Here is an 11717-nt window from a genome sequence, read left to right on the forward strand (position 1 = left end):
ATGGGACCACAGGTGCAGACGTTAGTTTGGGTCCGCCGCACAGGAGGGGAACGGGAGGGGAAACGGCCGGTGGAGCGCAGGACAATCGGTGCGACAGCGCTCGAAGTGGGTGCGGTCGGCCTGGGGTGCATGCCGATGCACTGGGCGTACTCCGCCTCCCAGCAGAACGGCGAGACCGCGCTGCGCACGGTGCACGCCGCACTGGACGCAGGCTCGAACCTCCTGGATACGGCCGACATGTACGGCCCGTTCACCAATGAGTTGCTGGTGGGGCGGGTGTTGCGGGAGCGGCGTGCCGAGGCGTTCGTCTCCACCAAGTGCGGCCTGCTGGTGGGCGATCAGCACATCGTCGCCAACGGCCGCCCGGGCTATGTGAAGCGGGCCTGCGACGCCTCGCTGCGCCGGCTGCAGACCGATGTCATCGACCTCTACCAGCTGCACCGCCCCGACCCCGAGGTGCCCGTGGAGGAGACCTGGGGCGCGATGGCCGAACTGGTCTCCGCCGGCAAGGTGCGCGCGCTGGGCTGGTGCGCGGTCGGCGCCCGCGCCCGCAGCGGCTACGGCGCGGGGTCGGGGATGTACGACGCGACGATACGCCAGCTCGAGCGCGTCCAGCAGGTCTTCCCCGTCAGCTGCGTGCAGGCCGAACTGTCGGTGTGGTCGCGCGAGGCACTGGAGCGGCTGGTGCCCTGGTGCGCCTCCCGGGGCGTGGGAGTGCTGGCGGCGATGCCCCTGGGGAACGGTTTCCTCAGCGGCACGCTCACGCCGGGCCAGGGATTCGAACCGGAGGACGTCCGCGCCCGGCACCCGCGCTTCACCGCCGAGATGATGGCCGCCAACCAGCCGATAGTCGCCGGGCTGCGGCGCGTCGCCCACCGCCACGGCGCCACGCCGGCGCAGGTCGCGCTCGCCTGGGTGCTCGCCAGCAGCCGGCACGTGGTGCCGGTGCCGGGCACGAAGAAGGCCGAGTGGGCGGCGCAGAACGCCGACGCCGCACGACTGCGCCTGACCGCCGAGGACTTCGCCGAAATCGCGGCACTTCCGCCCGCGATGGGCTCCTGGGACTGACCGCGGGTGTATCAAGGAGGGGTGTCCCGCTCATCCGGGATATGCCCTTTGTCAGGCATCCGCCCGAGAGGAGCACCGCGTCGTGCCCGTCCCCGCCGCAGGGCGCACTCCCCGGACCGTCCCGGTCGTCGCCGCCCTCTGCCTCCTGCTGGCCCTCGCCGGCTGCTCCGGCGGCTCCTCCCCCGGCCGTACCGGCGGCCCGGCGGCCTCCGACTCGCGGGCGGCCTCCGCCGCGCCGGCGAAGGGCTCGGCCGAGGTCGTCCGTACGGTGGCCACCAAGCTGAACTCGCCGTGGGGCCTGGCCGCGCTGCCCGGCGGCGACCTGCTCGCCGGCTCGCGCGACACCGGCCGCATCGTGCGGATCTCGGCGAAGGACGGCGGGCAGACCCCGCTCGGCACCGTGCCGGGCGTCGCGGCCAAGGGCGAGGGCGGGCTGCTGGGCCTGGCCGTCTCGCCCCACTGGTCCGACGACCACACGCTCTACGCGTACTTCACCACCGACTCCGACAACCGCATCGCCCGCATGCAGGTCGACGAGCGGCGCCCGGAGGGGCAGCGGCTCGGCGCGCCGGACACCCTCGTGCGCGACATCCCCAAGGGCGAGATCCACAACGGCGGCCGCATCGCCTTCGGTCCCGACGGGATGCTCTACGCCGGTACGGGCGAGAGCGGGCGGGGCGGGCTGGCGCAGAACCTGGAGTCGCTCGGCGGCAAGATCCTGCGCATGACGCCGGACGGCCGCCCCGCGCCCGGCAACCCCGGCTCGTCCTCGCTGATCTACAGCTACGGCCACCGCAACGTCCAGGGCCTGGCCTGGGACGCGGCCGGGCACCTGTGGGCGTCGGAGTTCGGCCAGAACACGTGGGACGAGCTGAACCTCATCCGCCCGGGGGCGAACTACGGATGGCCCGAGGCCGAGGGAAAGGCCGGCAAGCCGGGCCTCACGGACCCGCTGGAGCAGTGGCACCCGGCCGACGCCTCCCCCAGCGGACTGGCCTACGCCAAGGGCTCGCTGTGGATGGCGGGCCTGCGCGGCGAGCGACTGTGGCGCATCCCGCTGCGCGGAACGGAATCCTCCGGGCCGCCCGAGGTGTTCTTCCAAGGGAAGTACGGGCGGGTGCGCACGGTTCTGGCCACCGATGACGGCGGTCTGTGGCTGACCACGAGCAACACCGACGGCCGGGGGCGGCCCGGGCCCGAGGACGACCGGTTGCTGCTGCTGAAGGTGACCTGAGAGCGGAGGACGAAGGATGTTCAGTGCACTCCAAGAGCTGTTCGCTCCCGGGCGCAAACACACCCACGAGGAGGAGCGGCGGCTCGAACTGACCCGTGAGGACACGGGTGACGCGGACCCGGGCCGCGGCCCCATAGACCTCGACTCGGGCCACGTGGTCATCCGGCCCCGCCGGGGCGGCGGCTAGACCGTGGGCATGGCGCCCCGTAAGGGGCGCCGTGGTGGCGCATGACGAGGACTCGCCCGGCACGGCCGAGGGCCGGCGGCCAAGACCAGGGCTACAGCCTTCCCGCGTCCACCAGCTGTTCGTGGGCCTGCTGTGGCACGGCCGCCTCCGGCGGCTCGATGCTGATGCGCGGCAGCAGCCGCTCCAGCCAGGCCGGCAGCCACCAGTTCGCGCCGCCGAGCAGGTGCATCAGCGCGGGCACCAGCAGGGTGCGCAGCACGAAGGCGTCCAGGGCGACGGCCGTGGCCAGGCCGATGCCGAACATCGCGATCACCCGGTCGCCGCTGAGCAGGAACGCCAGGAACACCGAGATCATGATCACGGCCGCCGAGTTGATCACGCGGCTGGTCTCGGCCAGTCCGACCCGTACCGCCCGCCGGTTGTCGCGGGTGGCCAGCCACTCCTCGTACATGCGGCTGACGAGGAAGACCTGGTAGTCCATCGACAGGCCGAAGAGCACCGAGACCATCACCACGGGCAGGAAGGGCTCGATGGGGCCCGCGCCGCCCAGGCCGAGCAGGTCGCTGCCCCAGCCCCACTGGAAGACGGCCACGATCAGGCCGAACGAGGAGGACACCGCGGCGATGTTCATCGCTGCCGCCTTCAGCGGTATGCCGATGCTGCGGAAGGCCAGGAGCAGCAGGACGCAGCCGAGGCCGACCACGACGCCGACGAACAGCGGCAGCTTGTGCAGGATGACGCCGGCGAAGTCGTCGTAGGCGGCCGTCAGTCCGCCCACGCGCACGTCCAGGCCGCTGCCGGCGGTGGCCCGCGGCAGCACGTCGGTGCGCAGCCGCTGGACGAGCGCGCTGGTGGCGTCGGACTGCGGCGCGCTGGTGGGCACGACCGTGATGACGCCGGTGTCCCCGCTGCGGTCGAGCACCGAGGGGCTGACGGCGGCGACGCCGGGGGTGTGCCGCAGGGTGTCGGGGAGCTGGTTGAACGCCAGGCTCTCGGCGGCGCTGTCCAGGGGGGCGACGAGGGTGAGAGGGCCGTTGACGCCCGGGCCGAAGCCGCGGGCCAGCATGTCGTACGCCTGCCGGGTGGTGGCCTGCGGCGGGTTGTTGCCCTGGTCGGAGGTGCCCAGGTGGAGGGAGAACGTGGGCAGCGCCAGTACCAGCATCACGGCGGCGGCCAGCGCGCCGAGCGCCTTGGGGTGCCGTTCGACGAGCGCGGACCAGCGGGCCGCCAGGCTCGTCGGGGTATCCGGCCGGGGCCCGCCGGTGGCAAGGCTGCGGCGTTCGCGTCGGCTGAGGGCGCGGTGACCGATGAGGCCGAGCAGAGCGGGCAGCAGGGTGACGGAGGCGGCGACGGTCAGCACGACCGTCAGGGAGGCGGCCACGGCCACGCCGGTGAGGAAGCTCAGGCGCAGCACCAGCATGCCGAGCAGGGCCACGCACACGGTGCCGCCGGCGAAGACGACGGCGCGCCCGGTCGTGGCCACGGCCCGCTCGGCCGCGACGGCCACCGGCAGGCCCTGGCGCAGGCCCTTGCGGTGGCGGGTGACGATGAACAGCGCGTAGTCGATGCCGACGCCCAGGCCGATGAGGGTGCCCAGCATGGGGGCGAAGTCGGCGACCTTGGTCAGGTGGCCGAGCAGCTGGGTGGCCATGGCGGCGGTGCCGACGCCGACCAGGGCCGTTCCTATGGGCAGCAGGCTGGCGGCGAGCGAGCCGAAGACGAGGAAGAGGACGACGGCCGCCACCGCGACGCCGATGGCCTCGCTGAGGTGGCTGTCGGAGCTCTCCGTGACGGCGATGCCGCTGCCGCCGAGGGCGATGTGCAGGTTGCCGGTGGCGGCGCCGCGGGCGGTGGCGACGACCCGGGCGACCTGGGCGCGGTCGGGGTCGCCGCCCTTGCCGGCGAAGGCGACGGTGGCGTAGGCGGTGTGCCGGTCGGGGCTGATGCGGTCGGCGCCGCCGCTCGCGTAGGGGCTCTCGACGGCCGCGACGCCGGGCAGGGCGGCGATCTGGTGCAGGACGTCGCGCATGCGCTGTTCGACGGCGGGGGCGCGGACGGTGCCGCGGTCGGTGTGCCAGACGATCTTGTCGTCGCCGTCCTCGCCGGGGAACGCCTTCTGCAGCAGCGCTGTGGCGCGGGAGGACTCGGTGCCGGGAACGGAGTAGTCGTTGGAGTACGCCGGGCCGCCGAGCGTGGCGGCCGCCGTGGTGCCGGCAAGGGCGACGAGCCAGAGCACGATCACGGCGAAGCGGCGGCGCAGGCACCACCGGGCGAGTGCGGTCATGGCGTGCTTCCCGGGTATCGCGTCGATCTCGCCGGGAGCGACCCGTGCATGACGACCGCTGGGCAAGGTGAGCATGGTCAAAGGCCCCTCGGGGCCTCCGACCGACCACTGTGACAGCAGGATAAGATCCTTTGTCGTATTTGTGGGTTATGCCACACGCTGCCCGGAGGCGGGCCACCTGGTCAGCGGAATCCCTGCCAGCTGTGCGCGACGTCGACCACGAGATGGTTGCTCTCCTGGAACACCCGGAACGGCAGCCGGGCCCGTACGCCCAGGCCCACCTGGGTGTCGCCCTCGAAGCTGCCGCCGAAGCGGGCGTCCTGGAAGGTGCGGTAGCCGGCGAGGTCCACCTCCGGCAGCGGCTGGCGGGCCTTGCCGTCGTAGGTGACCTGGCCGGTGGCCGGGTCGTACGAGGGGGCCGCGACCCGCACCTCGAGGATCGCGCCGCCGCTCACGGGGATCACGTCGCCCGAACCGTCCTGCTGCAGCTTGTCCACGTAGCGCACGTGGTAGCCCACCGGGCCCGTCCCCGGGCCCAGGATGTCGAACACCATGCGGTCGTAGCACTCGTGCCGGCCGGCCCTGATGTCCCGCAGCGGCTTGTACTCGGTGGCCGTGCTCACCTTCGGCAGGCTCCCCCAGCCCGCCGTGCACCGCGCCTGCGCCGTGGCTGCGCTCCCGGCCGCCGCGGCCGTCCCCGCCGGTACCGCGGCCGCCGTCAGCCCGGCCCCCGCCAGCAGCAACGCCGCCAGCCCGGCATGCAACCGTCGCATGTCTACCCCCAGCCTTTCGGTGCGGGCTCCTGGACCGGCCCGCTGCCAGGGATCATGCCGGACCGTTTCGGCGCATGGGGGGCGTATCGGCGAATTCCGGCCAGGACCCGCTTCGGACACGACAACGGCCGCCCCTCACAGGAGGGACGGCCGTTGACAGCCGGAATTGACGGGGCGGGATCGGCCCCGTCGACGGGGCGGGATCAGCCCTCGACGCCCAGCTTCTCCAGGATGAGCTCGCGCACGCGCGCCGCGTCCGCCTGACCGCGGGTGGCCTTCATGACCGCGCCGACCAGCGCACCGGCCGCCGCGACCTTGCCGGCGCGGATCTTGTCCGCGATGGCCGCGTTGGCCGCGATGGCCTCGTCCACGGCCGTGCCCAGCGCGCTGTCGTCGGAGACCAGCTTCAGACCGCGCTTCTCGACGACCTCGTCCGGCTCGCCCTCGCCGGCCAGCACGCCCTCGAAGACCTGGCGGGCCAGCTTGTCGTTGAGGGAGCCCTCGGCGACCAGCGCCGCGATCCGGGCGACCTGCGCCGGGGTGACCGGCAGCATCGCGAGGGCGACGCCCTCCTCGTTGGCCCGGCGGGCCAGCTCGCCCATCCACCACTTGCGGGCGGCCGCGGAGTCGGCGCCGGCCTCGACGGTGGCCTCGATCAGGTCGACCGCGGCGGCGTTGAGGATCGACTGCATGTCGTGCTGGGAGATGCCCCACTCCTCGCGCAGCCGGTTGCGGCGCACGCGCGGCAGCTCGGGCAGGGTCGCCCGCAGCTCCTCGACCCACGCACGGGCGGGGGCCACCGGCACCAGGTCCGGCTCGGGGAAGTAGCGGTAGTCCTCGGCCTCTTCCTTGATGCGGCCCGACGTCGTGCTGCCGTCCTCCTCGTGGAAGTGCCGGGTCTCCTGCACGATCGTGCCGCCGGAGGACAGCACCGCCGCGTGCCGCATGATCTCGTAGCGGGTCGCGCGCTCGACGGACCGCAGGGAGTTGACGTTCTTCGTCTCCGAGCGGGTGCCGAACGTCGAGGAGCCCTTCGGCATCAGCGACAGGTTGACGTCGCAGCGCATCTGGCCCATCTCCATGCGGGCCTCGGAGACGCCGAGCGCCTTGATGAGCTCGCGCAGCTCGGCGACGTACGCCTTGGCGACCTCGGGGGCGCGCTCGCCCGCACCGGTGATCGGCTTGGTGACGATCTCGATGAGCGGGATGCCGGCGCGGTTGTAGTCCAGCAGGGAGTGCTGGGCGCCGTGGATGCGGCCGGTGGCACCGCCCACGTGCGTGGACTTGCCGGTGTCCTCCTCCATGTGGGCGCGCTCGATCTCCACGCGGAAGACCTCGCCGTCCTCCAGCTGGACGTCCAGGTAGCCGTTGAAGGCGATCGGCTCGTCGTACTGGGAGGTCTGGAAGTTCTTCGGCATGTCCGGATAGAAGTAGTTCTTCCGGGCGAAACGGCACCACTCGGCGATCTCGCAGTTGAGCGCGAGGCCGATCTTCACGGCGGACTCCACGGCCGTGGCGTTGACGACCGGGAGGGAGCCGGGCAGGCCGAGGCAGGTGGGGCACGTCTGCGCGTTGGGCTCGGCGCCCAGCTCGGTGGCGCAGCCGCAGAACATCTTGGTCTTGGTGCCGAGTTCGACGTGCACCTCGAGGCCCATGACGGGCTCGTAGGTCGCCAGCGCGTCCTCGTACGACACCAGTTCAGTGACGGTCACGGAAATTTACCTCTCAGTCCCGGCTAGCCCGCGAGGACGTCGTCGCTGTTCATGCGGCGCAGCTCGCGGACGAGCAGGGCGACGCCGGTGGCGATGGCGGCGGCGGAGACGACCGCGTCGACCAGCTGGAGCGTGTCCTGCTCGGTGCGGGCGGACTTCGCCTGCTTGATCACGCTCACCGCGCCGAACAGCGTGGTGCCGATGGACAGGTACGTACCGGCCTTGGACTTCTTGAAGCCCTTGGCCTTCTTCAGCGCGCTCTTCTTCTCGCTGCTCACAGCGACGGTGCCTCCTCCAGCAGTCGGTGGCCCCAGCGCTCGGTGAACGCGGCCTCGACCGCGGCACCGACCTTGTAGAGCCGGTCGTCCTTCATGGCGGGGGCGATGATCTGCAGGCCCACCGGGAGCCCGTCCTCCGGCGCGAGGCCGCACGGCAGCGACATGGCCGCGTTGCCCGCGAGGTTGGTCGGGATGGTGCACAGGTCGGCCAGGTACATCGCCATCGGGTCGTCGACGCGCTCGCCGATCGCGAAGGCGGTCGTCGGCGTCGTCGGCGAGACGATCACGTCGACCTGCTCGAACGCCGCGTCGAAGTCGCGCGAGATGAGCGTGCGGACCTTCTGGGCCGAGCCGTAGTACGCGTCGTAGTAGCCGGAGCTCAGGGCGTACGTGCCCAGCATGATGCGCCGCTTGACCTCGGGGCCGAAGCCGGCCTCGCGGGTCAGGGCGGTGACGTCCTCGGCCGAGCGGCTGCCGTCGTCACCGGCCCGCAGGCCGTAGCGAAGGCCGTCGAAGCGGGCCAGGTTGGAGGAGCACTCCGAGGGCGCGATCAGGTAGTACGCGGCGAGCGCGAGGTCGAAGGACGGGCAGTCCACCTCGACGATCTCCGCGCCCAGCTCCTTGAGCAGCTCGACCGACTCGTCGAAGCGCTGCAGGACGCCGGCCTGGTAGCCCTCGCCGCGGAACTGCTTGACGACGCCGACGCGCATGCCGGCGACCGAGCCGTTGCGGGCCGCCTCGACGACCGGCGGGACCGGCGCGTCGATGGAGGTGGAGTCCAGCGGGTCGTGGCCGGCGATCACCTCGTGCAGCAGGGCCGTGTCCAGGACCGTACGGGCGCAGGGGCCGCCCTGGTCGAGGGAGGAGGAGAAGGCCACCATGCCGAAGCGGGAGACGGCACCGTAGGTGGGCTTGACGCCGACGGTGCCGGTGACGGACGCGGGCTGGCGGATCGAGCCACCGGTGTCGGTGCCGATCGCCAGGGGCGCCTGGTAGGCGGCCAGGGCGGCGGAGGAACCGCCGCCGGAACCGCCAGGGATCTTGGTGAGGTCCCAGGGGTTGCCGGTGGGGCCGTAGGCGCTGTTCTCGGTGGAGGACCCCATGGCGAACTCGTCCATGTTGGTCTTGCCGAGGATGACGACGTCGGCGTCCTTCAGACGCTTGGTGAGCGTCGCGTCGTACGGCGGGATCCAGCCTTCGAGGATCTTCGAGCCGACGGTGGTCGGGACGCCCTTCGTGGTGAAGATGTCCTTCAGCGCCAGCGGGACGCCGGCCAGCGGGCCGAGCTTCTCGCCGCGCTCGCGCTTGGCGTCGACCTCACGAGCCTGGGCGAGCGCGCCCTCCCGGTCGACGTACAGGAAGGCGTGCACCTTCTCGTCGACGGCGTCGATGCGGGCCAGGTGGGCCTCGGTGACCTCGACGGCCGTGAGCTCGCCGGAGGCAATCTTCTCGGCGATCTCGGCCGCGGTGAGCTTGATGATGTCCGTCACGGTCTCAGTCCTCCCCCAGGATCTGGGGCACCTTGAAACGCTGCTGCTCCTGGGCGGGGGCGCCGGAGAGCGCCTCCTGGGGGGTCAGCGACGGGCGGACCTCGTCCGCCCGCATGACGTTGGTCAGGGGCAGCGGGTGGGAGGTCGGGGGTACGTCCTCGTCGGCCACATCGGAAACGCGGGCGACCGCGCCGATGATCACGTCGAGCTGTCCGGCGAAGTGGTCGAGCTCTTCGTCCTTCAGCTCCAGACGCGACAGCCGGGCGAGGTGGGCGACCTCCTCGCGCGTGATGCCAGGCATGCAGCGATCCTCAAGGGTGGGATGTATAGGGTTTCGGCCCAATCCTATGGCTCAGGCCCCCCTGCCCGCGAAATACGTTTCGCTGCCGCCCGGCGTCGGCAACGCCGCGGGTTGCGGGCAGGCGTTCCGCTGGGGTCCCCCCAGCGGTGGCCGGGGGAGGAACGGCTGGGCGCAAACCACCCACCGGCGTGCACCGGCCCGGTCACGTGACCGGTTGATCCGCAGCATCGGGGTCCGGGGCCGGCACGACCTCCGGGGCCAGGGGAACCCGGCGCCAGCCGGACTCGTGGCGCAGCCGCAGCCACGCCGTCGTCTCGTCCGGCGGCATCGCGGCCGCCACCAGCCACCCCTGCACCGCGTCGCAGCCCAGGTCGCGCAGTCGCTCCCACGTCTCGTCGTCCTCGACCCCCTCGGCGACGACGAGCAGGCCCAGGGAATGCGCGAGGTCCAGCGTGCAGCGGACGATCTCGGCGTCCTCGTTGTCGATGGCGAGCCGGGCCACGAAGGAGCGGTCGATCTTCAGCTCGCTGACCGGCAGCCGGCGCAGGTGGACCAGGGAGGAGTAGCCGGTGCCGAAGTCGTCGAGCGACATCTTCACCCCGTGCCCCGTCAGCCCGGCGAGCGTGTCGGCCGCCCGCTGGGGGTCCTCCAGCAGCACGTGCTCGGTTATCTCCAGTTGCAGGGCGCCCGGTGGGACGCCGTGCCGGGCGAGGCGGGCGGCGACGGAGCCGGCGAAGCCGGGGGTGTGCACGTCGCGGGGCGAGACGTTGACGGCGACGGGCACCTCCAGGCCCATCGCCCGCCACTTGGCGACCTGCCCGAGGGCGGTCTCCAGGACGTACTCGGTCAGGCGGGGCATCAGCCCGGAGGACTCGGCGATGGCGATGAACTCGTCCGGCGAGACCCGGCCGCGCTCGGGGTGGACCCAGCGCACCAGCGCCTCCAGGCCCTCGACGTGGCCGTCGAAGCCGACCTTGGGCTGGTAGTGCAGTTCGACGTCGCCGGCGTCGAGGGCGCGGCGCAGGTCGCCGAGCAGGCCGAGCCGGTCGGGCGTGTTGCCGTCGCGGCGGGCCTCGTAGACCTCCACGCCGCTGCGGTCGCGCTTGGCCTGGTACATCGCGACGTCGGCGCGGCGCAGCAGCCCCTCGGCGTCGAGGGCGTGGTCGGGGTAGACGGCGACGCCGGCGCTGGCCTCGAGGACGAGGGTGAGCCCGTCGAGGTCGAGGGGGGAGCCGAGGTCGGCGACGAGGGAGCGGGCGACGCGCTGGGCGCTGGTGAGGGAGTCGGTGACGGGCAGCAGGACGGCGAACTCGTCGCCGCCGAGCCGGGCGGCCTCCGCGTCGCGCGGCAGGGCCAGGCGCAGCCGTTCCGCTATCTGCAGCAGCAGCCGGTCGCCGGCGAGGTGGCCGAGGGTGTCGTTGACCGATCGGAAGCGGTCGAGGTCGATCAGGACGAGGGCGGTGCGGGCGCCGGCCTGTTCGGCCTCGTCGAGGGCGGTCCAGGTGCGCTCCAGCAGCCACTGGCGGTTGGGCAGGCCGGTGAGGGGGTCGCGCAGTTGTTCCTCGGCGCGGGCGCGGGCGATCCACAGCGTGGAGTCCAGGGCGACGAGGGGGACGGCGAACAGGGGCAGCAGGACGGGCGAGTGGTCGGCGACGACGGCGATGAGAGGGGCGATGCCGAGCAGGGCGCCGCCGACGAGGGCCTGGCGCAGCAGTGCGGTGCGCGCGATGGAGGTGAGCGCGGCGCGCGGGGCCATGGAGCGCCACAGCAGGGCGCGGGTGACGGCGAGGTAGCAGAACGCGGCGGCGGCGATCTTGGGGGCGGCCGCGGGCGTCCAGGTGTCGGGCAGCCAGGGGGCGTCGACGCCGGGGCCGGCTCCCAGGGCGGCGAGGCCGAGCCCGGCGGCAGCGATGCCGAGGACGTCGACCGCGCCGTGGAGTAATGCCTGGCGCCACCGGTGCCGGCGGGCGGCGGTGACCAGGGTGACGACGGCGACGCCGGCGAGGGCGGCGGGCACCCAGCCGTACAGCAGGAGCACCGCGAGGGTGAGGGCGGCACCGGATCCGGTGCCGCCCCACCAGCGGTCCCTGCCGAGGGCGACGAGGTGGACGACGATGAGCGCGGTCAGCGCGGCCAGCGCCCAGCCGGCGGTGCCGCCGGGGAAGAGGGCGTGTCCGCCGGCGAGCTCGCCGAGGACGCCGCCGGCGAGGGTGAGCGCGGCCAGGGTCACGCAGACCGTGGGCAGCGTGGGTGGGGAGAGCCGGCGCAACCGTGATGCCGGTTCGGCGCTGTCGGTGGGTTTCATGCCCGTCCCTCTCACAGCCGGCGGTGCCCGCGTCACGGCAGGCGCACATCTCAACAGTAGGCCGCAGAAGGCTACGGCGGGCAGC

General features: G+C 72.8%; 10 protein-coding genes. 3 read left to right on the top strand and 7 right to left on the bottom strand.

All coding sequences use genetic code 11. The features are described from left to right. The first annotated feature begins 69 nt into the window (after positions 1 to 69). The 3 genes from AB0K17_RS12235 (at position 70) to AB0K17_RS12245 (ending at position 2489) form a co-directional block, all read left to right on the top strand. Positions 70 to 1068, top strand: a complete 999-nt coding sequence (locus tag AB0K17_RS12235) for an aldo/keto reductase (RefSeq protein ID WP_365982890.1) — start codon at positions 70 to 72, stop codon at positions 1066 to 1068. Positions 1069 to 1150: 82 nt separating this feature from the next. Beyond that, on the top strand, positions 1151 to 2302 hold the full coding sequence (locus AB0K17_RS12240) for a PQQ-dependent sugar dehydrogenase (RefSeq protein ID WP_365982891.1): 1152 nt from the start codon (positions 1151 to 1153) through the stop codon (positions 2300 to 2302). 16 nt (positions 2303 to 2318) lie between these two features. Beyond that, positions 2319 to 2489 carry a DUF6191 domain-containing protein gene (locus AB0K17_RS12245; protein WP_365982892.1) on the top strand — a complete coding sequence of 57 codons (171 nt, stop codon included), beginning with the start codon at positions 2319 to 2321 and terminating at the stop codon, positions 2487 to 2489. 91 nt (positions 2490 to 2580) lie between these two features. Here the strand turns inward: AB0K17_RS12245 and AB0K17_RS12250 are convergent, their stop codons facing one another. The 7 genes from AB0K17_RS12250 to AB0K17_RS12280 form a co-directional block, all read right to left on the bottom strand. Continuing rightward, complete coding sequence (locus AB0K17_RS12250; RefSeq protein WP_365982893.1) at positions 2581 to 4773, bottom strand: MMPL family transporter; 2193 nt, start codon at positions 4771 to 4773, stop codon at positions 2581 to 2583. A 182-nt stretch (positions 4774 to 4955) separates the two neighbouring features. Beyond that, positions 4956 to 5546 carry a hypothetical protein gene (locus AB0K17_RS12255; RefSeq protein WP_365982894.1) on the bottom strand — a complete coding sequence of 197 codons (591 nt, stop codon included), beginning with the start codon at positions 5544 to 5546 and terminating at the stop codon, positions 4956 to 4958. A gap of 203 nt (positions 5547 to 5749) precedes the next feature. After that, positions 5750 to 7258, bottom strand: a complete 1509-nt coding sequence (gene gatB / locus AB0K17_RS12260) for an Asp-tRNA(Asn)/Glu-tRNA(Gln) amidotransferase subunit GatB (protein ID WP_365968060.1) — start codon at positions 7256 to 7258, stop codon at positions 5750 to 5752. A gap of 23 nt (positions 7259 to 7281) precedes the next feature. Beyond that, positions 7282 to 7536: a hypothetical protein gene (locus tag AB0K17_RS12265; RefSeq protein WP_365968061.1), complete on the bottom strand. Its 255-nt coding sequence runs from the start codon at positions 7534 to 7536 to the stop codon at positions 7282 to 7284. After that, on the bottom strand, positions 7533 to 9026 hold the full coding sequence (gene gatA / locus AB0K17_RS12270) for an Asp-tRNA(Asn)/Glu-tRNA(Gln) amidotransferase subunit GatA (protein ID WP_365968062.1): 1494 nt from the start codon (positions 9024 to 9026) through the stop codon (positions 7533 to 7535). Before gatA ends, AB0K17_RS12265 begins: the two co-directional genes overlap by 4 nt. A 4-nt stretch (positions 9027 to 9030) precedes the next feature. Further along, positions 9031 to 9327, bottom strand: a complete 297-nt coding sequence (gene gatC / locus AB0K17_RS12275) for an Asp-tRNA(Asn)/Glu-tRNA(Gln) amidotransferase subunit GatC (RefSeq protein ID WP_344435837.1) — start codon at positions 9325 to 9327, stop codon at positions 9031 to 9033. 202 nt (positions 9328 to 9529) lie between these two features. Then, positions 9530 to 11632, bottom strand: coding sequence for a bifunctional diguanylate cyclase/phosphodiesterase (locus AB0K17_RS12280; protein ID WP_365968063.1), 2103 nt, complete (start codon positions 11630 to 11632; stop codon positions 9530 to 9532). Positions 11633 to 11717: the final 85 nt, after the last annotated feature.

Source organism: Streptomyces sp. NPDC049585 (assembly GCF_040675615.1).
GTDB lineage: Bacteria > Actinomycetota > Actinomycetes > Streptomycetales > Streptomycetaceae > Streptomyces > Streptomyces luteosporeus.

Excerpts from the sequence above, each read along its gene's own strand:
- AB0K17_RS12245 (WP_365982892.1), top strand. The coding sequence starts at position 2,319 with ATGTTCAGTGCACTCCAAGAGCTGTTCGCTCCCGGGCGCAAACACACC.
- gatC (WP_344435837.1), bottom strand. The coding sequence starts at position 9,327 with ATGCCTGGCATCACGCGCGAGGAGGTCGCCCACCTCGCCCGGCTGTCG.
- AB0K17_RS12280 (WP_365968063.1), bottom strand. The coding sequence starts at position 11,632 with ATGAAACCCACCGACAGCGCCGAACCGGCATCACGGTTGCGCCGGCTC.
- AB0K17_RS12255 (WP_365982894.1), bottom strand. The coding sequence starts at position 5,546 with ATGCGACGGTTGCATGCCGGGCTGGCGGCGTTGCTGCTGGCGGGGGCC.
- AB0K17_RS12250 (WP_365982893.1), bottom strand. The coding sequence starts at position 4,773 with ATGACCGCACTCGCCCGGTGGTGCCTGCGCCGCCGCTTCGCCGTGATC.